The sequence below is a fragment of the Kitasatospora sp. NPDC059408 genome, assembly GCF_042751525.1.
GTDB lineage: Bacteria > Actinomycetota > Actinomycetes > Streptomycetales > Streptomycetaceae > Kitasatospora.
Map to the genome: position 1 here is coordinate 72,357 of NZ_JBHYWI010000025.1, position 19,257 is coordinate 91,613.

At 74.7% G+C, this 19,257-nt stretch carries 20 protein-coding genes; 7 read left to right on the plus strand and 13 right to left on the minus strand.

What is annotated here, in order from left to right; genetic code table 11:
- Positions 1 to 5 precede the first annotated feature (5 nt).
- From ACFXDE_RS18720 to ACFXDE_RS18735, 4 genes are all read right to left on the minus strand, one after another.
- Positions 6 to 740, minus strand: coding sequence for a polysaccharide deacetylase family protein (locus ACFXDE_RS18720; protein ID WP_380495556.1), 735 nt, complete (start codon positions 738 to 740; stop codon positions 6 to 8).
- Positions 737 to 1,471 carry an SDR family NAD(P)-dependent oxidoreductase gene (locus tag ACFXDE_RS18725; RefSeq protein WP_380439829.1) on the minus strand — a complete coding sequence of 245 codons (735 nt, stop codon included), beginning with the start codon at positions 1,469 to 1,471 and terminating at the stop codon, positions 737 to 739. Before ACFXDE_RS18725 ends, ACFXDE_RS18720 begins: the two co-directional genes overlap by 4 nt.
- 188 nt (positions 1,472 to 1,659) lie before the next feature.
- Positions 1,660 to 2,547 (minus strand): hypothetical protein, encoded by an 888-nt coding sequence (locus tag ACFXDE_RS18730; protein ID WP_380495560.1) that lies wholly within the window; start codon positions 2,545 to 2,547, stop codon positions 1,660 to 1,662.
- A 153-nt stretch (positions 2,548 to 2,700) separates the two neighbouring features.
- Positions 2,701 to 3,504 carry an SAM-dependent methyltransferase gene (locus ACFXDE_RS18735; RefSeq protein WP_380495562.1) on the minus strand — a complete coding sequence of 268 codons (804 nt, stop codon included), beginning with the start codon at positions 3,502 to 3,504 and terminating at the stop codon, positions 2,701 to 2,703.
- A 241-nt stretch (positions 3,505 to 3,745) separates the two neighbouring features.
- Here ACFXDE_RS18735 and ACFXDE_RS18740 point away from each other — a divergent pair, with 241 nt between their 5' ends.
- Both ACFXDE_RS18740 and ACFXDE_RS18745 read left to right on the plus strand, forming a co-directional pair.
- Positions 3,746 to 4,330 carry an RNA polymerase sigma factor gene (locus tag ACFXDE_RS18740; RefSeq protein WP_380439835.1) on the plus strand — a complete coding sequence of 195 codons (585 nt, stop codon included), beginning with the start codon at positions 3,746 to 3,748 and terminating at the stop codon, positions 4,328 to 4,330.
- A gap of 107 nt (positions 4,331 to 4,437) precedes the next feature.
- Positions 4,438 to 5,076 (plus strand): hypothetical protein, encoded by a 639-nt coding sequence (locus ACFXDE_RS18745; protein WP_380495564.1) that lies wholly within the window; start codon positions 4,438 to 4,440, stop codon positions 5,074 to 5,076.
- A gap of 206 nt (positions 5,077 to 5,282) precedes the next feature.
- Here the strand turns inward: ACFXDE_RS18745 and ACFXDE_RS18750 are convergent, their stop codons facing one another.
- From ACFXDE_RS18750 to ACFXDE_RS18770, 5 genes are all read right to left on the minus strand, one after another.
- Positions 5,283 to 6,950, minus strand: a complete 1,668-nt coding sequence (locus tag ACFXDE_RS18750; protein WP_380495566.1) for a condensation domain-containing protein — start codon at positions 6,948 to 6,950, stop codon at positions 5,283 to 5,285.
- Between the two features lie 114 nt (positions 6,951 to 7,064).
- Positions 7,065 to 7,721 carry a 4'-phosphopantetheinyl transferase family protein gene (locus tag ACFXDE_RS18755; protein WP_380495568.1) on the minus strand — a complete coding sequence of 219 codons (657 nt, stop codon included), beginning with the start codon at positions 7,719 to 7,721 and terminating at the stop codon, positions 7,065 to 7,067.
- The gene (locus tag ACFXDE_RS18760) at positions 7,718 to 8,476 is read right to left on the minus strand and encodes a hypothetical protein (RefSeq protein ID WP_380495570.1); all 759 of its coding nucleotides are present in this window, start codon (positions 8,474 to 8,476) and stop codon (positions 7,718 to 7,720) included. Before ACFXDE_RS18760 ends, ACFXDE_RS18755 begins: the two co-directional genes overlap by 4 nt.
- Before the next feature lie 4 nt (positions 8,477 to 8,480).
- Positions 8,481 to 8,771: a phosphopantetheine-binding protein gene (locus tag ACFXDE_RS18765; RefSeq protein WP_380495572.1), complete on the minus strand. Its 291-nt coding sequence runs from the start codon at positions 8,769 to 8,771 to the stop codon at positions 8,481 to 8,483.
- A gap of 75 nt (positions 8,772 to 8,846) precedes the next feature.
- Positions 8,847 to 9,779: a 3-oxoacyl-[acyl-carrier-protein] synthase III C-terminal domain-containing protein gene (locus tag ACFXDE_RS18770; RefSeq protein ID WP_380495574.1), complete on the minus strand. Its 933-nt coding sequence runs from the start codon at positions 9,777 to 9,779 to the stop codon at positions 8,847 to 8,849.
- Positions 9,780 to 9,941: 162 nt separating this feature from the next.
- On the opposite strand from ACFXDE_RS18770, the gene ACFXDE_RS18775 reads away from it, so the two are divergent.
- From ACFXDE_RS18775 to ACFXDE_RS18790, 4 genes are all read left to right on the plus strand, one after another.
- On the plus strand, positions 9,942 to 10,247 hold the full coding sequence (locus ACFXDE_RS18775; protein ID WP_380495576.1) for a hypothetical protein: 306 nt from the start codon (positions 9,942 to 9,944) through the stop codon (positions 10,245 to 10,247).
- Positions 10,244 to 11,416, plus strand: a complete 1,173-nt coding sequence (locus ACFXDE_RS18780) for a glycosyltransferase (protein WP_380495578.1) — start codon at positions 10,244 to 10,246, stop codon at positions 11,414 to 11,416. The genes ACFXDE_RS18775 and ACFXDE_RS18780 overlap by 4 nt, the downstream gene beginning before the upstream one ends.
- A 135-nt stretch (positions 11,417 to 11,551) precedes the next feature.
- Positions 11,552 to 12,532 carry an ATP-binding cassette domain-containing protein gene (locus ACFXDE_RS18785; protein ID WP_380439853.1) on the plus strand — a complete coding sequence of 327 codons (981 nt, stop codon included), beginning with the start codon at positions 11,552 to 11,554 and terminating at the stop codon, positions 12,530 to 12,532.
- 23 nt (positions 12,533 to 12,555) lie between these two features.
- The gene (locus ACFXDE_RS18790; protein WP_380439855.1) at positions 12,556 to 13,320 is read left to right on the plus strand and encodes an ABC transporter permease; all 765 of its coding nucleotides are present in this window, start codon (positions 12,556 to 12,558) and stop codon (positions 13,318 to 13,320) included.
- Positions 13,321 to 13,379: 59 nt separating this feature from the next.
- Here ACFXDE_RS18790 and ACFXDE_RS18795 read toward each other — a convergent pair whose 3' ends face one another.
- The 4 genes from ACFXDE_RS18795 to ACFXDE_RS18810 form a co-directional block, all read right to left on the minus strand.
- Positions 13,380 to 14,669 (minus strand): PLP-dependent aminotransferase family protein, encoded by a 1,290-nt coding sequence (locus ACFXDE_RS18795; RefSeq protein ID WP_380495580.1) that lies wholly within the window; start codon positions 14,667 to 14,669, stop codon positions 13,380 to 13,382.
- Positions 14,666 to 15,598: an alpha/beta hydrolase gene (locus ACFXDE_RS18800; protein WP_380495582.1), complete on the minus strand. Its 933-nt coding sequence runs from the start codon at positions 15,596 to 15,598 to the stop codon at positions 14,666 to 14,668. The genes ACFXDE_RS18795 and ACFXDE_RS18800 overlap by 4 nt, the downstream gene beginning before the upstream one ends.
- A gap of 17 nt (positions 15,599 to 15,615) precedes the next feature.
- A complete protein-coding gene (locus ACFXDE_RS18805; RefSeq protein ID WP_380439861.1) occupies positions 15,616 to 16,392 on the minus strand; it encodes a class I SAM-dependent methyltransferase in 777 nt (258 codons plus the stop codon).
- A gap of 119 nt (positions 16,393 to 16,511) precedes the next feature.
- Positions 16,512 to 17,603, minus strand: a complete 1,092-nt coding sequence (locus ACFXDE_RS18810) for an alpha-hydroxy acid oxidase (protein ID WP_380495585.1) — start codon at positions 17,601 to 17,603, stop codon at positions 16,512 to 16,514.
- Positions 17,604 to 17,828: 225 nt separating this feature from the next.
- On the opposite strand from ACFXDE_RS18810, the gene ACFXDE_RS18815 reads away from it, so the two are divergent.
- On the plus strand, positions 17,829 to 19,238 hold the full coding sequence (locus tag ACFXDE_RS18815; protein WP_380495587.1) for a class I adenylate-forming enzyme family protein: 1,410 nt from the start codon (positions 17,829 to 17,831) through the stop codon (positions 19,236 to 19,238).
- Positions 19,239 to 19,257: the final 19 nt, after the last annotated feature.

Here is a 19,257-nt window from a genome sequence, read left to right on the forward strand (position 1 = left end):
GCCGCTCAGGACGGCGGCCGGTCCGGGGGCACCGCGTGGTCGCGGAGGGGGCCGAGGGTGAGGGCGTGCGCGCGGCAGTGGGCGGCGATGAGGGGGAGGGCGGCGAGGGTGGCGCGCCAGGAGCCGGGGGCGGAGGTGCAGTCGGAGTCGTGGAGGAGGAGCGTCGCGCCGCCGGTGAGGCCGGGGCGGGCGGTGGCGTGGACGGACTCACCGGTGGCCTCGGCCGTCCAGTCGCGGCCCCACGCCGTCCACAGGACGCTGCGCAGGCCGAGGCGGCGGGCGGCCAGGGCGGGGCCTGCGGTCAGCACGCCGTACGGCGGCCGGTACCAGAGCGGGCGGGCACCGCACAGATCGGTCACCGCCTTGGTGGCGCGCCGGAGTTCACGCAGGTCGCGGGCCGGGGCCGGGTACCACTGCTGCCGGTGGTGCCAGCCGTGCACGGCCACCTCGTGGCCGCGGACGACGAGTTCGCGGCCGAGGTCGGGGGCGCGGTCGAGCATCGCGCCGAGGAGGAAGAACGTGGCGCGGGCGCCGAGTTCGTCGAGCGCGTCGAGGACGTACGGGGTGCTGCGCGGGTCCGGTCCGTCGTCGAAGGTCAGGGCGACGTGGCCGGGGGCCGTGCCGAACCCGGCCGTTCGGCGCGCCACCGTGCGGCGCAGCACCGGGAGGCGGACGGCGGCCGGGGCCAGGTGGAGGAGCTCGACGGCGGCCGCGGCCGCGAGGAGGTGGCGGGCCGTCACCCGAAGCGGGACGCCATGCGGCGGAACACGCCCGGCGCGGCGCCGTGGATGCGGGCCGGGACGCCCAGCCAGTGCGGCACGAACAGGCGGTCGCGCTCGGTGCGGATCGTCGCCACGACGGTGTCCGCGACCCGCTCCGCCGACACCGGGCGCGGGCGGTCGCGCTGGTACGGGGTGCCGCGGCGGTCGAAGAACGGGGTCTCCACCGCGCCGGGCAGCACCAGCCGCACGCCGACCCCGGTGCCGCGCAGCTCGTACCAGAGGCTCTCGGCGAACATCGCGAGGCCGCCCTTGGTCGCCGAGTAGCCGGACTCGTCGCGCACGCCGACCTGGCCGGCCATCGAGCCGAGCAGGACGATCCGCCCGTGCCGGCGTTCCAACATGCCCGGCAGGAGGAGGCGCACCAGGCGCAGGGGGGCGGCGAAGTTCACCTCGATCATCCGGTCGAGGGTGTCGGACGGGGTGTCCTGGAACGCGCCGCGCCAGCCCAGGCCCGCGCTCGCGACCAGCACGTCCACCCGGCCGGCCGTCTCCAGCGCGGCCTCGGCGAGGCGGGCCGGGCCGTCCGGCTTGCTCAGGTCCTCGGGCAGGGCGACGCCGCCGGTGCGGGCGGCGAGCTCGTCCAGCCGGGCGCGGTCGGTGCCGGAGAGCAACAGCCGCCAGCCGGCCTCGGCCAGGCGGGTCGCGGTGGCCAGGCCGATGCCGGAGGACGCGCCGGTGATCAGCACCACGGGGCGTTCGGGCGCCCCCGGGTGTCGGGACCCTCGGTGGGCTTCGTCCGCCATCGCGCACCTGCCGCTCTGCTGTCCTACGTGGACGCCGTCCGTTTTGTCCGGCAAGCCACCTTCGCACGGCGGCGCCGCGCGGGCTACCGGGAGGGCCCCGCGGGGCACACTGCCGTGGCACTGGCGGGGCGGGACTAGCGGGGCGGGACCGCCGGCTCCGCCCGCGTGCCGGCCTCGGGGGCGAGCGCCCCGGCCGACTCCCCCTCCAGCTCGCCGAACCGGGACAGCACGAACGTGCCGCCCACCGCCACCGCGAAGCCCGCCAGCGCACACCATTCGAGGCCCGGCCGGGCGGCGTCGCCGAGCGCCACCACCCCGACCAGGGCCGGGCCGAAGGTCTCGGCGACCGTCCCGGCGGCCGTCGCGGCGGTCACCGTGCCGCGCTGCAGCGCGAGGGCGTACGCGAGGTAGCCGCCGAGCCCGCCCAGCACGAGGGCGTACGCGGCGGGGTCGGCGAGCACGGACGTCAGCCGGTGCGCGTCGAGCACGCGGACGGCGAGGCTGGTCACGCCGAACCCGACGCCGGCGAGCAGGCCGAGGCCGGCCGCGGCGACCGTCCCGTTGCGCCGCACGAGGACGACGGTGAGCAGCACCATGACGACGGTCGTGCCGAGCAGCGCCCAGTGGAACGCGGCCGGCGCGTACTCGCGGCCCTCCTTGCCCGAGCCCAGGCCGAGCAGCGTCAGGCCGAGGACCACCGCCACGATCCCCGCCAGGTCGCCGCGGCGCAGCCGCGCGCCGAGCAGCCAGACGGCGGCGAGGGCGGTGACGGCGAGGCTCGCGTTGGTGACGGCCTGCACGAGGAAGAGGGGGAGGCTGCGCAGCGCCACGATGCTCAGCACGAAGCCGAGGATGTCCAGCAGCGTGCCGAGGACGAACTGCCACGAGCGGACGAGCGCCGCCAGCAGGCCCGCCCGCACCCGGTCCGCGCGCGGCGCCGACCTGGCCCCGCGCGCCTGGAACACCGCCCCGAAGCCGAAGCAGACGGTCGCGACCAGCGCCGTCGAGAGTCCGAGCAGCATGCTTCTCCCAGCCTCGGGGGCAGCATCGATCCACCACCAGTCTGTGACAGGAGGGGCGGGGCCGCACGGTCCACGGGGGCGGGGCATGACGGGACGGGGGCGTGGTCGAGAAGGGTGAGCGACGGAGGACCCGCCCGGCTCACCCGGACCGGCTCACGGTTTCAGGGCCACACCCGAGTAGCATGCGGCCTCGGTGTCGGTGACGGCCGGGTCGTCGGGGGCCGGCCGCCAGCGGGGGGTGGGGACGATCGTCGGGGCGATCAGGGTCCAGCCGTCGAAGAAACGGGTGAACTCGGCCCGGGTGCGGGGCTGGGTGGCGGTGCCGGCCGCCGCGTAGATGTGGATCAGCCGGGCGACCTCCTCCGGGGCGAACTCCGGGCTGACGTGCGTCATCACCAGCGCGCTGCCGGGGGCGAGCGCCGACTTGAGGTGCTCGACCACCTCGCGCGCGCCGTGCGCGTCCGGGACGAAGTGGAACAGCGCGTTGAGGGAGAGCGCGACCGGGCGCGCGAGGTCGAGGGTCTCGCGCAGGCCGGGCGCGGCGAGCAGGCCGGCCGGGTCGGTGACGTCGGCCTCGACGTAGGCGGTGCGGCCCTCGGGGGTGCTGGCGAGCAGGGCCTGGGCGTGGGAGAGCACGATCGGGTCGTTGTCCGCGTAGACGACCCGGGCGCGCGGGTTCACCCCCTGGGCGGTCTCGTGCAGGTTGGGCGAGGTGGGGATGCCGGTGCCGATGTCGAGGAACTGGTCGATGCCGGCCAGCGCGAGGGCGCGGGTCGAGCGGTGGACGAAGGCGCGGTTGGCGCGGGCGGCGGCGCGCAGCCACGGCGCGATCGCGAGCGCCTGGCCCGCGGCCTCGCGGTCGGCGGCGAAGTTGGTGAAGCCGCCGAGGTAGTAGTCGTACATCCGGGCCGAGTGCGGGACGTTCAGCCGAAGGTCCACCCCGTCGTACCGGTTCATCGCTCTCCTCTGTGCGGCGCCTGCTGCGCAACGTGATCGATTGCTGCCCAGGCCGGCCGGAGGTCAACCGCGGTCCCGTCCCGCTCAGCCTTGTACGCAACCAGACACTCATTCCCATGAGATGACAATCTGTATTCGCTTTGCAGCCTGGAGTGACAGGGCTGATGGAATGAGGATGGGCGCACACAGCCCGACCCTCGGGTGGCCCGGCGACCGGCCGGTGCCACGGAAAGCAGGCTCGATGACGATCGACAGGGGTGGCCGCGAGGCCCTCGCGGTGCCGGGCGAGTCCGTCAACGTCCGGATGGGGCTGGCCTATTCGGCGTTCTGCGAGACCCACGAACCCGCCTGGCACGCCCTCGCGCTCACCCGGATAGGCAACCGCGCCGACGTCACGCTCGTGGTGGAAGCGGTCAAGGAGGACCTCGCCCGGTGCTGGTCCCAGGTGCTGCGGTTCGAGGAGCCCGCCGCGTACGCCTGGCGGCTGGCGAACCGGCACATCGCCGACTGGGTCGCGGGCGAGGAGCCGGTGGCGGTCGAGGCGGTCACGTTCGCGGCCGTCATCGGGGCGTTCAAGCAGGTCGCGAACGGGCTGCTGCACAGCGAGGCGGACGAGGTGCGGCTGTACGCGGCGATCCTCGAACTGCCGGACCGCCAGCGGGACGTGATCGTCCTGCGCTACCTGCTCGGCCTGCACGTCAAGGTGATCGGGGCCTACCTGGACCGGCCGGTGGCCACCGTGCACTCCAACCTGCGGCACGCCCGGGAGCGGCTGGCGCGGCGGCTCGGGGTGGGCGAACTCCCGGACAGCGAGGGCGCGCAGTGACGCTCCGGCCACGACCCGAGTCCGAGCCGCACCCGCCGGTCGACGGCCCCGGTACTCCCCCGCCCGACGGGGCGCGGAGTGCCGGGCAGGGGCGCGCGCCGTTCCACGTGCCCCGACCCGAACGCGCCCACGCCGAGCGGATCGCCGCCCTGCGTCAGGCCCGACTCACCGCAGGACCGCCCCACCTGCCGACCGAGCACGAGCAGGCCGCCTTCGAACTGGGCCTCGTGGTGGCCCTGGTGCTGGGCGCGCCGGACGCCTCGCGCGGGCTCGACCTGCTGGTGAACGCACGCCGCATCCAGCCCGAGGGGGCCGAGGTGTTCGGCGCGCTGCTGTACGCGACCGGGCGGGAGGAAGGCGCCGAGTTCTGGTGGCGCTTCGCCGCCGGGTCCGGGAGCGGGACCGCCGCGTACTGCCTGCACCTGCACCACCTGATGCTCGGCGAGACCGACGACGCGGACTACTGGCGCGCCTGGTCGGACCAGCTCGCCGCGGCCGAACGCACGCGCGGGCCGCGGCCGTTGCGGGTGAGCCGGCCGCTGCTGCCGGACGACGTGCGGCGCGACATCCTGTCCCGCTGCCACCGTGGGCTGGCACCGCAACTGCCGCCCGCGCTGGTCGCGGTGATCGACCGGCTCCCCGTCCAGGACGGCGACGGGGAGCCGCACGAGGTGCCGAGCCCGTGGGAGCTCACCTCGGGGGCGACGGCGGAGTGCTCGTGGGAGTGGGAGGACACGCAGGGGTGAGGCGACGGGCGCTCGGTCTTCCTCCGTTCAGGTGAGCCGGGGCAAGTGCGGCGTCCGGGCGGGTACGGGGTTCAGGCGGGTGCCGCGTCCGGGCGGGTGCGGGCTTCAGGCGCGTGCCGCGTCCGGGCAGGCGCGGGGTCCAGGCGGGTGCGGCGTCCGGGCAGGCGCGGGGTCCAGGCAGGTGCGGGGTCCAGGCAGGTGCGGGTTCAGGCGAGTCCGACGAGGCGCGCGGTGATCGCGGGGTCGCGGCCGTCGCCCTCGGTCGTGCCCCCGGGCCCTTGGACGACGTAGTGGTGCGGCGCCATCACCGTGTCCCGGCCGGGCAGCACCGCGACCACGGCCCGGTGGGCGACGGCCGGGGTCAGCGCGGGGTCGCCGGTGGTGAGGCGGGCGACGAGCCGGCCGTCGACGCATTCGACGACCGCGGCGGCGCCGAGGACCTCGGCGAGGACCGTTCGGAGGGCGGCCAGGTCGATCCACGAGCCGTCGACCTGCCGCCACTCCCCCGCCCGCAGGGTCGCCGGCCGGGCGGCCAGCGGGACCGGGCCGTGGGCGGCGGCGGCCAGGAGGGCGAGCAGGCCGCGGGCGAAGTCCTCGGTCTCGGCGGCGTCGAGCACCTGCGGACAGGCGGACAGCACGAACTCCAGCACGCCCCCGTGCCGCAGGACCGTGAACATCAGGCGGACGCCGATCGGCTGGTCGGGCAGCCTGATCAGCTCGGGGTCGGCGGCCGGGGCCGGGCGCGTGTCGAGCACGGCGTCGGGGACGGCCTGGCTCACGTCGTTCACCACCAGCCGGCGGGGGTACCGGGCGCCGCGCAGGTGCGCGGTGTCCTCGACCAGCCGCCAGACCTGCTCGGCGTCGAGCGTGCTGTGCCAGTACGCCCGCAGCGCGGCCGACTTGGCACGGCCGACCAGCCGGTCGAAGTCGGCGACGCCGGTGTCCAGGAGCAGCAGCGCGTCCTGCGCGAGGGTGCCGACGTGGTCGGCCATCGCGGCGCGCTGCCGGTTCGACGAGAGCGCCGAGATCATCAGCTCGTGGCTGCCCGCCCGCTGGGCGGCCAGGGCCGCGAAGGCCGCGAGCACGACGACGGACGGCCCCGCGCCGGTGCGGCGGCAGACGGCGGCGAGGTCGCGGGCCCCGGCGGCGGACCGGACCAGCACGGCCCCGACGCGGTCCGGCGGGCCTGCGATCCGCGCGTCCGCGAAGGGCGTGAGCGGACCGGTGGCGAGCAGGCGCGCCCAGTGCCGCAGGGCGGCGTCGGTTCTTCGCAGGCCACGCGGGCTCCGCTCGACGGCGGCCACCCGGAGCGGGGTGGGGGCGGTGACGGGCGGGAGCTCCTTGCCGGCCGCGAGGTCGAGCCAATCCTCGATGAGCACGGCGGTGGCCGCTCCGTCGGCACCCGCGTGGCACACGACGGCGATCAGCCGCAGCACACGGTCACCGTCGGCGAGCAGGATGAAGCGCAGCCGGGGAGCGGCGGCGACGTCGAACGGCAGGGCCACGTCGGCGCGTCCCAGCGCCTCGGCGAGCGGATCGAGCCCGGCGGCCGGAACGTCGTCGGCGTCGACGACCGTAACGTCGAACTCGCCTTCCGCGTGCACCACTTGGCGGTCCGGGAAGCCGTCTTCCGCCAACCCCCGGGGGAAGGACGTGCGCAACGACTCATGCCGCTCGACGAGTTCACGCAGGGCGCGAAGGGCCTGTGACACGGTGACGCCGTCCGGCACCGGCCAGACGGACTCCCGATTGATCGCCGCGGGGGCGTCGTTGCGGATGCAGCGGAGCATGTTGTCCTGGCCGAGCGTGAGCGGGCCCGTGCCGCTGCTCGCGCCGTCGTACCGGACGGTGATCCGTCGGCTGGTCCGTGTCACGTCGCACGCGCCTCTCGGCCTGCCCGGATCGGACCGGGGGGCGGGAATGTGTCCCGGACGCTACCAGCGGCCTCAGCGACTGGTCCAGACCACATCGCACATCGGATTCCGCTCTCAATTCCCTTGCCATACTTCGTAGTTGACATGACAAGGCGACTCGCCGAGAACGGCGAGGGCGGCACGGAACGGCCCCGGAACCGGGACGTCGGACAGCCACACCGGCCCAGGCCCGAGCGCGCCCGCATCCGCGAGCAGCAGCGGCGACGGACCGTCGACGGGCAGGCCGAAGGACTGCACGAGCCGGCCACCGTACGCCTTCGCACAGGCCTCCCGCCGGCACCACAACTCCGTGAAGCGCTCGGCCGATTCCAGGACGGCCCGTGCCTCGGCGGCCGGGAAGAAGCGCGCCGCCACCCGCCCGGCCACTCGCCGGTCGTGGATCCGCTCGACGTCGACGCCGAGCGGCCGCCCGTCCGAAAGGGCCAGCGCGGCAAGGGAGTCGGAGGCGGAGTAGTTCACCTCCAGCCCGTCGGCCCGCTCGGGCAGCGGCTTTCCGTGCCGGCCGCGCCGCCACACGACATCGGCCGGACGCACGCCGAGCCGGGCGCCGACCAGTTGGCGGACGGCGCCGTGCACGACGGTGAAGCGTCGGCGCACCACCGGGTCCGCCCCGGCACACCGGGCGCGCTCGCTCTCGTCGAGGAGGTGCCACAACTCCTCTGCCACTGATGCCGGTTGGTCGGTCGGGATGAGCCAGACGTCGACGGTCACGGGAGCGCGAGCGTGTTCAGCACGCCCAGCCGGCGGTCGAAGCTCGCGACCAGGACGGGGGTGCGCTGCGGTAGCCCCTCGGCGAGCTCCGCCCACACGCCGGTGAAGGGCTGGGCGATCGGACCGCCCACGCCGGGGCCGCGCACGAGCGCCGTTCCCGGCTCCAGCGACTCGGCGAGCATGCGGACCTCCTTCTCCGGGTCGTCCGTGCACGGCATTTGGCGGATGTCCATCGACTCCCCCGGAGCCTCCTCGCACACCAGCACCACCGCACCATGCCGCTCGGGCAGTCGGACCGGTGCGCCGGGCGCGTAGTGCAGCGCCGTCTGCTCGGCAACGACCACCACCGCTCGGCGGCAGAATCCGGTGCGGTGGTGCTCGGCGGCCAGTCGCAGCGCGGTGAAGGCGGCGCCGAGCCCCTGGTCGCAGACCGCGAACGCGAGCGGCGACCCCGGACAGGAGCGGCTCAGCGCCAGCGAGGACGGCGCGCCCGGACGGACGTCCGGCGAGTCGAAGGCCAGGATCAGCAGGTCGACGGGCTCGTCGTCGGCCAGCTCCTCGCGCAGCAGGCCCGCCGCCATCTCCTCGTAGGAGTGGCCGACGCCCGCGCGCAACAGGTCCTCGCGCACCAGCAGGCCGTACGGGCGGGTGAGGTCGGTGACGAAGACGCGCAGGTCCGGGTCGAGCGACAGTTCCGACCGGCCGTCGAAGCGCCGGGCCCGGGCCCGGGTGATCCGCAGGTCGCGCGTGGCCACCCGGTCAGTCCTCGGGGATGACGTGCCCGGCGACGTAGTCGGCGAGGCTGGTGACCGAGCGCAGGTCCTCCTCGGTGATCTGCTCGACGTCGACCTGGATGTCGAGCGACTCCTCCAGTTCGAGGATCAGCTCGATGGTGCCGGCCGAGGTGAGGCCGAGGTCGTCGAAGAGGCAGGCGTTCTCGGGGATCTCCGGCAGCTCGCGCTTGAGGACGCGCGGCAGGAGCTCTCCGATGCCGTGCAGGATCCGCTCGCGCAGCTCGGGGTCAGTGGTCTGGACCACGGGTTCCGACATGGGTGAACCGTCCCGTCGTACGTGGGAAGTGGCTGAAGTGACTGATGACGACCAGGGGAAAAGGCTGACGGACTGTCAGCACTGGACCGTCATCGCGGAGAAGGTGGCTCCGATCCCGGCGGCGGCGATCAGGTAGCGGTCGCCGCGGCGGAGCAGCCCCCGCGTCGTGGCGGTGTGGAGGTTGATCAGGCTGTCCGCAGCGAAACTGTGCCCCACGGACGGCACGTTGTCCAGCACCACCTTCTCCACCGGGAGCCCGATCCGGCGCGCCAGCATCCGCCAGGAGGCCTGGTTGACGTTGTGCGGAAGCACCGCGGCCAGGTCCGAGAGGTCCAGACCTGCCTGGTCCAGGGCGGCCTCGATCGCCTCGGTCAGCACGACCGGGTACTCGCGCTGGTAGCGGGCGAGGAGGTCCGGGTCCTCGGCCAGCCGGCCGTCGAACTCGGGGCGCTGGCGCACCGCGAAGGACAGCACGCGGTGCCGCTCGCCGGTCGCGCGGACCAGGCAGGCGGCGGCACCCTCGGCGAAGACGCCCGTCTCGGGCACCACCTGGGCGTCCCTGGTGAAGGTCTTCTCGCCCGCGACGACGAGGGCCAGCGCCTCCGGGTCCGGGTCGCCGGCCAGCAGGCGGCCGGCCAGGTCGATCGCCAACAGGCCCACCGCGCAGGCGTGGTGGGTCACCGTGAAGGCGTTGGCGTGGGCGAGGCCGCGCCGGGCGATCAGGTCGTGCAGGGGGTTGAGCGGGTAGGGCACCGCCACCGGCATGCTGCGGGCGTGGATCACGAAACGGACGTGCCGTTCGCGTCCGCGCAGCTCCGTGAGGTTGTCGACGGCGGCGTCGAGCAGGTCGGGCAGCGTCCCGTCCGGGTCCAGTCGCAGCTGGTCCAGGCCGTGGAAGCGGCGGAAGAGTTTGAGTTGACGTGGGGTCAGGCCGATGCGCTCGCCCACCGCCTCGATGGGCACGGCGTGTGGGGGGAGGTGAACGGCCACTGCCTCCAGTGCGGTCACGCGGGCTAGTATTCCCACGCCCGGACCGGTCGCACAAGTGATCGCGGGCTCCTTCTCTTCGCATTCCCCTCGCGCTTCTCGCATTCCCTTCGCTTTTCCTCCGCACTGGCCACCGCCGCCGGTCGCGCCCGCCCTTTGCCGTCGAGCAGGTGGAGCCTTCCCGTGAACGATCCCGAACTTCCCGCATGCGCGGGGGCCGCATCCGTCCGCCCCGACCTCGTCGCACTGCTGGTCGAGGCCGCCGCCGCACCACCCGGGTGGGCGTCCCGCGTGACGCCGGACGCCCGGCTCGACGGCGACCTCCTGCTCGACGAGACCGAACTCGCGGCGCTGGCCGATGGTTTGCGCGAACGGTTCGGAGCGAGGGCCGATCTCGCCGCGCTGCGCGCCCGGTTGGACCTCGCCGCGCTGGAGGCGCTCACCGTGGGCGACGTGCAGCGACTGATCTCCGGGGAGGCGGGAGCATGAGCCGGTTCCTCTTCGTCATGCCGCCGCTGACCGGGCACGTGAACCCGGCCGCGGGCATCGCCGCCGAGCTCGCGCAGCGCGGCCACGACGTCCTGTGGACCGGCACCGAGACCGTCCTGCGTCCACTCCTCGGGCCCGGCGCACACGTCCTCGGCACCGGCACCCGGGCGTTCCGCGCGCAGGGCGGGCACGGGCTCGCCGCGCTGCGCTCGCTCTGGGAGGGCTTCATCGTGCCCTACGCGCGGTTCACCGCGAAGCCGCTGGACGCGATCGTGCGCGAGCACCGGCCGGACGTCGTGCTGGTCGACCAGCACACCCCGGCGGGCGCGATCGTCGCACACCGGCACGGGCTGCCCTGGGCGAGCTTCGCACCGGGCGCGATGGAACTCGGCCGACCGTACCGGGCGTTGCCGCAGGTCGAGGCCTGGATGACCGGGCTCCTCCAGGGTCTGTGGGAGCGGGCCGGGCTTCCCGTGGAGGAGTTCACCGACCCGCGCTTCTCCCCCGCGCTGGTGCTCGCGACCACCGGGCCGGCCCTCACCGGCGCCGGCGCACACCCACCGGAGTACGCGCTGGTCGGGCCGGTGCACGGCGAGCGGCCGGCCGACCCGTCGTTCCCGTGGGAGCGGCTGCTGCCCGGGCGCCGGCGCGTCCTGGTCACCATGGGCACGCTGGCCGGCGAGCTCGGTGCGGACTTCCACGCCCGGGCCGTCCGGGCGCTGGAGCTGTGCGGGCAGGACGTGCAGCCGGTGTTCGCGGCGCCACGCGAGCTCCTGCCCGAACTCCCGCCGCACGCCGTCGCGGTGGACCGCGCACCGATCCTGGAGATGATGGCGCGCGGCACCCTGGACGCGGTGCTCTGCCACGGCGGGATGAACACCGTCGGCGAGGCGCTCGCGCACGGGATTCCGCTGGTCACCGCGCCGATCCGGCACGACCAGCCGTTCGTCGCGGCGCAGGTCGAGGCCGCGGGGGCGGGGCTGCGCGTGCCGTTCGCGCGGGTCTCGCCGGAGGGGCTCGCCCGGGCGGTGCGCGGCGTCCTCGACGACGAGCGGTACCGGGCGGCGGCCGGCCGGGTCGGCGCCGGGCTGCTGGCGGGCGGCGGAGCCCGTACGGCGGCCGACCGGCTGGAGGCGCTGCTCGACGGGCCCGCGGCCGGGTCCCTTTAGCAGACCGGAAGATCGCACGTCCATTGGTCTAGGCCATTGTCTCCGCCCGGCCGACGCCCTAGGGTGGCGCCCGACAGCGGCCCGGCCGCACCTGGACCGGTGTGCCGGCCGCCCATCCCCGCACGGGAGTTCCGGTTGATCGAGACCACGGGACTGCGCAAGTCCTACCGCAAGAAGACCTCCCGCAGGAGCGGTGAGGACACCACCGTCGACGCCGTCCGCGGCATCGACCTCGCCGTCGACGCGGGCGAGATCCACGGCTTCCTCGGCCCCAACGGCGCCGGGAAGACCACCACCCTGCGCATGCTCGCCACCCTGATCCGCCCCGACGGCGGCCGGGCGACCGTGGCCGGCGCCGACCTCTTCGCCGACCCGGCGGAAGTGCGGCGCCGGATCGGCTACGTCGCCCAGGGCGGCGGCACCACCGACGGCGTCAGCGCGCGCGAGGAGCTCGTCCTCCAGGCCCGGATGCACGGCGCCCCCAAGGCGCGTGCCGTCCGGGCCGCCGAGGACGCGCTCAAGGCCTTCGACCTGGGCGAGTTCGGCGACCGCCCGTGCGCGACGTACTCCGGCGGCCAGCGCCGGCGGGTGGACATCGCACTCGGAGTGATCCACGAACCGCGCGTGCTCTTCCTCGACGAACCCACCGTCGGCCTCGACCCGGCCAGCCGGGCGCACGTGTGGGCGGAGATCAAGCGGCTGCGCTCCGAAGGCATGACCGTCGTCGTCACCACCCACTACCTCGACGAGGCCGACGCGCTGTGCGACCGGGTGGCGATCGTCGACCACGGCCGGGTCGTGGCCGAGGGCACCCCCGAGGCGCTCAAGCGCGAGATCTCCGGGGACGTCGTGCTGGTCGGCCTGGCCGACACCACCGAGGGCGCCGCCGAACGCGCCGCCGAGGTCCTGAGGACCCAACCGTACCTGCACCGACTGGAGTTGCGGGGGGAGGACGGGCTGCGGCTCTACCTCGACGACGGCGCGGCCGCGATTCCGCGACTGCTGCGCGCACTGGACGGCGCCGGCGTCACACCCGGCACCGTCCAGCTCCAACGGCCCAGCCTGGACGACGTGTTCCTGGCCCGCACCGGCCGCTCGCTGGAGCAGACCGCCTGAGCCGCCACCTGGAAGGAGTTCGCGTGAAGCTCGCCCGTGACACCTGGCTGGTCTTCCAGCGGCAGTTGCTGCTGATGATCCGCACCCCGGTCTGGATCGCCGTCGGGATCATCCAGCCCCTGTTCTACCTGCTGCTGTTCGCGCCCCTGCTCAAGAAGGTGCTCGCCCCCGAGGGCGCGAGCAGCTACGCCGACGCCTACCAGGTCTACGTGCCGGGCCTGTTGGCGGTGCTGTGCATCTTCGGCGGCCTGTTCACCGGCTTCAGCCTGCTCGGCGAGCTCAAGGCCGGCATCATCGAACGCTCCCGGGTGACGCCGGTGAGCCGGCTGGCGCTGCTGCTCGGGCGCGCGCTGCGGGAGATGGTGGCGCTGCTGGTGCAGGCCGTCCTCATCACGCTGATCGCGCTGCCGTTCGGGCTGCGGGTGAGCCCGCTCAACCTCCTGCTCGCCTACCTGCTGCTCGGCCTGCTGGCGCTGATGACCTCGGCGATCTCCTTCGGCATCGCGCTCATGGTGCCGACGGACGCGGCGATGGCACCGGTCGTGAACACCATCGCGCAGCCGATCGCGCTCCTGTCGGGCGTGCTGCTGCCGCTCACCCTCGCGCCCGACTGGCTGCGCTCCGCCGCTCACTGGAACCCCTTCTACTGGGCCGTGGAGGGCATGCGGGCGCTGTTCTCGGGGCACGCCGGCGACGCCGTGGTCTGGCAGGGGCTGCTGGTCGTCGTCGTGATGACCGTCCTGTCGGTGTACTGGTCGGCGCGGCTGTTCTCGACCCGCGTGCGCTGACGAGCGGGACGACGAGAAGGGCCCGGCCGTCACAGGCCGGACCCTTCTCTTCGTTCCGCTCAGCAGGACGTGATGAAGGCGGCCAACTTTGCCACCCCCTCGATGATCTGACGCTGCGTCACCCCACTGATCGAGAGCCGCAACAGGTGCTCTCCGCCGCCCGCCGGGTAGAACGGCGCCATCGGCGTCCAGAGCACGCCGTACTCCCGTGCGCACCGCTCCATCGCCGCGTCGTCCGCCGTGAACGGCACGGTGAGGACGGCGAAGAAGCCGCCCTCGGGCCGGTTCCAGGACACCCCCAGGCGGCGGCGCGCGGACGCCGGGAAGTGCCGTTCCAGCTCGCGCAGCAGCGTGTCCATCCCGGCCGCGTAGTGGGCCGTGGCGGCGGCGTTGGCGGCGCGCAGGCGGCAGTCGTGGCGCAGCAGCATGCCGCCGATGACGGCCTGGCTGAGGGCGGGGGTGTTGACCGTCGTCATGCTCTTGAGCCGGGCCAGCTCGTCCGCCAGCAGGGTGCGCCGGCCTCCCGGGCCGGTCACCTCCTGGTCGGCGACGACGTAGCCGAGGCGGGCCCCGGGGAAGCAGGTCTTGGCGAAGGAGCCGAGGTAGACGACCCGGCGGTGGCGGTCCAGCGCCTTGAGGGTCGGCCGTTCGCCGCACGCGCGGACGAAGAAGCCGTACGGGTTGTCCTCGATGACGAGCAGGTCCTCGTCCGCCGCGACGGCCAGCAGCCGGGTGCGGGCGTCGACGGGCATGCTGGTGCCGGACGGGTTGGCGAAGTCGGGGACGACGTAGAGCGCGCGCGGGCGCCGGCCCCCGGCGCGGACGGCCCGGGCCGCGGCGCGGACGGCCTCCGGGTCGGGCCCGCCGGCCGGCCCCTCGGGGACGGGGCGGGTGGTGAGGTCGAGCAGCCGGGCGGCGCCGGTGACGCCCACGTAGCAGGGCGAACTGACCAGCAGGACGTCGTCCGGCGTGGCGCACAGCGCGCGCAGGGCGAGCAGCATGCCCTCCTGGGCGCCGACGGTCAGCACCAGGGCCTCGGGGTCGACGGTGAGGCCCTCGTCGTTGGCGAGGGTGCGGGCGACGAGGTCGGCGATGATGCCCTTGGTGGGGCCGTACTGGAACAGCGCGGTGCGGACGGCGTCCCGGTCCAGGCCGCGGGCGGCCAGGTGCGCGAGGTAGGCGTCCAGGTGGGCCGGGACGTCCTCGGGCTCGAAGAAGCCCTCGTAGGGGCGGCCGGGGGCGAAGGAGACGGCGTCGGGGTAGCGGGTGGTCACCTCGTTGAGGAAGGTCATCGCGTCGAGCAGCGGGTCGGAGAGGGAGGCGTGCAGGTCCGCCAGGTCGAGGGTCATCGCAGGGCCTCGCGCAGGCGCTCGGCGGCGTACCGCTGGGCCTCGGCGGCGGCGTCCAGGACGCCCGTCATGGCGAAGAAGCCGTGCGGCACGCCCTCGTACCGCCGTGCGCCGACCGGGACGCCCGCGGCGCGCAGGGCCTCGGCGTACTGCTCGCCCTCGTCGCGCAGCGGGTCGTACTCGGCGGTGATGACGGTCGCGGGCGGCAGGCCGGCCAGGCTCGGGGCGCGCAGCGGGGAGGCGTACGGGTCGGCGCCGTCGGCCGGGTCGGCGAGGTAGTGGCCCCAGTACCAGGCGGCCGAGCGGCGGTTGAAGAGCAGCGGGTCGTCGTGCTCGCGCAACGAGGGGGTGTCGGCGCCGTGGTCGGTGTTGGGGTAGACGAGCAGCTGGTGGCGCACGGCCGGGCCGCCCTCGTCGCGCAACAGGAGGGTGAGCGCGGCGGTGAGGTTGCCGCCCGCGCTGTCGCCGCCCACGGCGAGGCGGGCGGGGTCCAGGCCGAGGCTCTTGGCATGGGCGGCCAGCCAGTGGACGGCGGCGCGGCAGTCGTGGAGGGCGGCGGGGAAGGGGTGTTCGGGGGCGAGCCGGTAGCCGACGGAGACGGTGGCGCAGCCGACGGCGTTGGTCAGGCGGCGGCAGATCGCGTCGCCGGTGTCGAGCGAGCCGAGGGTCCAGCCGCCGCCGAACAGGTAGAGCAGGACGGGAGGTTCGCCGTCGGCGGCCGGCCGGTGGAGGCGGAGGGCGAGGTCGCCGCCGGGGCCGGGGACGGTGAACTCCTCGACGGAGGCGACCGGTTCGGGTGTGCCCGCCGCCGCGCGGATGTCCGCGAGGTCGGCGGCGCGGGCCTCGGCGAGGGTGAGGGTGTAGAGGGGCGGGGCGCCGGAGCTCGCGCGGCGGGCGCGCAGGGCCTCGGCTTGGGGGTGGAGGGGCATGGGGGGGACTCCTGTGGTCAGCGGTCGGCCTCGACGTAGATGGTCTCGTCGGTGCGGAAGGCGGTGTCGAGGTCGGCGACGTCGGCGCGGGCGCCCTCGCGGTAGGCGCAGTGGCGGATCCGCCCGGCCTCGAAGCCGGCCAGGCCGAGCACGTGCCGGAGCTCGTCGAGGTCGTAGATCCACTGGTGGCCGTAGTGCCGGAAGATCTGGTTGACCAGGAAGGCGGGGCGCGCGGGCATCGGCGGGCCGAAGCCGAGGGTGGTCAGGCGGCGGCGGTGCTTGGCGAGGAAGCCGTCACCGGTGGCGTAGCCGACCAGGTAGCGGGCGAGGTCGGGGGTGGTGATCCGCAGGACGCCGCCGGGGCGCAGGACGCGGCGGGCCTCGCGCAGCCAGCCGGCCGCGACGGGCAGGGTGACGTGCTCGATCAGGTGCTCGGCGTAGACCCAGTCGACGCTGGCGTCGGCGAAGGGCAGCGGCCGGGAGACGTCCAGCTGGGTGAACCAGCGGTCGCCGTCGACGCGGTAGAGCGTGCCGGGCTCGGTGGCGGCGTCGGGACTGCGCAGGGTGGCGAGGTCGGTGCCGAGGCCGTGCGGGTGTGCCGTCCGGAATGCGGCGAACTCGATCCCGGTCAGGCCGAGTTCGCGGAAGCCGGCGTGGTCGCGGGGCAGGCCGCCGGGTGCGGCCTCCAGCTTCGCGCAGGTGGCGACGTCCGCGCTGAAGTCGTCGAGGCGGGCGGTGAGGCCCTCGGGGTCGTCCCAGTCCCAGCCGGGGAAGCGGTCCGCGTTCTTCGTCATGAGGGAGTTCTCCCAGTCGGGGTCGAACGGTCTCGGGGTTGAACCCGGTTCCGATTCGGCATTGTCGATATTCGGACGCCCGGTAATGAACCCCCGCGGGACTCTTGACCGTTGAACATTCACCGGTGCGGCGGCCACGGGGTGACGGCCGAGCGGTCCAGGTCGGCGAGCCGGGGGCGGCCCAGCAGGGCCAGGGTGTGCTCCAGCTCCTCGTGCAGGAGGTCGAGGACGCGGCGCACGCCCGCCTCGCCGCCGGTCGCGAGGCCCCAGAACGCAGGGCGGCCGATGAGCACGGCAGCGGCGCCGAGGGCGAGGGCGAGGGCGATGTCCGCGCCGGTGCGGACGCCGCCGTCGAGGAGGACGGGCAGCGTGCCCGGCACGGCGTCGGCGACCTCCGGGAGGGCGGCCAACGCGGGCACGGCACCGTCCAGTTGCCGTCCGCCGTGGTTGGACACCACGACGGCGTCGGCGCCGTGCTCGACGGCGAGCCGGGCGTCCTCGGCGGTGAGGACGCCCTTGAGGACCAGCGGCAGCCGGATGCGCTCGCGCAGCCAGCCGAGGTCGGCCCAGGTCAGCGAGGGGTCGAACTGCTCGCGCGCGTGGTCGGAGATGCCCGAACTCCCGCTCGCGGCACGGTGGCTGGCCGCCATCAGGGCCGGGTCGAGGTTGACGGCGCGGACGGCGGGCGGGATCGCGAAGCCGTTGCGCAGGTCGCGCAGGCGGCGGCCGATCCTGGGGGCGTCCACGGTGAGCACGAGGGCCGATATTCCTGCCGCCTCGGCCCGTTCGACCAGGGCCGCGAGGGCCGCGCGCTCGCGCAGCCAGTACAGCTGGAGCCAGACCGGGCCGGTGGCGGCGGCCGTGATGTCCTCCAGGGTGCGGCTCGCGAACATGCCGGCGACGAGCAGGGCTCCGGCCGCGCCGGCCGCCCGCGCGGTGGCCGTCTCGCCCTCGGGGTCGACCAGCCGGTGGTAGGCCATCGGGGCGATGCCGACCGGGAGCGCGAGCGGGCTGCCGAGCAGGGTGGTCGCGGGCGAGCAGGCCGAGACGTCGACGAGCGTGCGGGGCCGGAACGCGTAGCGGGAGAACGCCTCCCGGTTCGCCGCCAGGGTGCGTTCCGCGCCGCTGCCGCCTTCGATGAAGTCCCAGATCTCGCGGGGGAGATGTGCGCGCGCGGCGCGCTCGATCCCGGCCAGCGTGGTCACTCCCACGGGCAGCTCCAATTCCCGGACGGCCACGCGCGGACCGCTCCCGGTTCGGCAGCGTAGGAGCAACAACCACATTGGTATAGACCTTGATTTGACCAATCGTCTGTGCCAAGGTCTGGCCACGGAATTGACCGTTTTGGTTGTTCACGGCGTCCATGTCAAATCCCCTCACTATGTGGAGTGGTGTTGACCGCCTTTTCAAGCTCTTCACTTCCGCTCGCGGATCGGATGCTCCCCGCGCAGCCGCACGCCGATGCCCCGCCCGACTGGATCGACCGGCTCCTGCTGGCCGGCGACGGGGGCGAGGAGTGCCTGCACTTCGGCGGCCCGATCGACCGGGCCGCCCTGCGCGCCCTCGTCGACGAGCAGACCGCTCGGCTCGCCGCCACCGGTCTCGGCGCGGGCGGCACGGCCGCCCTGCGGCTGCCGCCCTCGGTGGCGTTCGTCGCCGTACTGCTGGCAGCATGGCGGCTCGGCGCCCAAGTGGCGCTGCTCGACCACCGGTTGACCGACCACGAGGTCGACGCGGCGGTGGCCCGACTGGCCCCGCAGGTGCTGGTGGGCTCCGCCCACCGGTCCGCGGCGGCACTGCGCGGGTTCTCCGACGTGGAGCCGGTGGCCGTGCGGCTGCCGGACGGACGGCCGGCCCGGACCGGGCACGCGCTGGTCCAGCTGAGCTCCGGGTCCACCGGCCCGGCCAAGGTGATCGCCCGCACCGCCGCCGACCTGCTGCGCGAACTCGACTGCTACCGCAGGCTGGTGGACTTCCCCGGCGAGGGCGAGCGGGTCGTCCTGCTCTCCTCGGTGGTGCACGTGCTCGGCCTGGTCGGCGGACTGCTGAACGCCCTGTTCGCCCGCGCCGCGCTGACCGTGCCGGAGCGGATGACGGCCGCGGGCATCCTCTCGGCCGCCGCCCGCGGCGACCGGCCGGTCACCGTCATCGGCGTCCCGTTCCACGCCGAACTGCTGGCCGGCGCGGTCGCGCCGCCGCCGCTGCCCCGGCTGCGGCGGATGGTGGTGGCCGGCGAGCTGGTCCGTCCGGGCCTGGCCGCGCTGTTCACGGACCGGTACGGCGTCCCGCTCGGCACGATGTACGGGATGACCGAGACCGGGGTGATCGCCACCGACCTCTCGGGCGGGCTGCACCCGGCCAAGCGGCCCGTCCACGGCATGCGGCTGCGGCTCGTCGGGGGCGAGCTGCGGATCGCGGCGGGCACCTCGCCCTACCCGGGGCTGGACGACCCGACCCGCTGGTCGGACGGCTGGCTGCACACCCGGGACGCCGCCCTGCTCGACCCGGACACCGGCGAGGTCACCGTCCTCGGCCGGCTGGACTCCCAAGTGTCCATCGGCGGCCTCAAGGTGGACCTCACCGAGGTCGAGCAGACGCTCACCGCTCTGCCCGCCGTCCGCGAGGCCGTCGTGGTCTTCGAGGACGGCGCCATCGAGGCGTACCTCGCCCTCGAAGCCGGCGCCGACCCGGCCGCCGTCCAGGACGGGCTCAACCGCCGCCTGGCCGCCTACAAGCGGCCCCGCCGGCTCGCCCTCCTCCCCCGACTCCCGCGCACCGCGACCGGAAAGCTGCTGCGCGACCCGACCGCCCTGCGCGACGCCGCCACGGCCACCACCGCCCGCTGACCAGCGCGCCTTCCTCTCC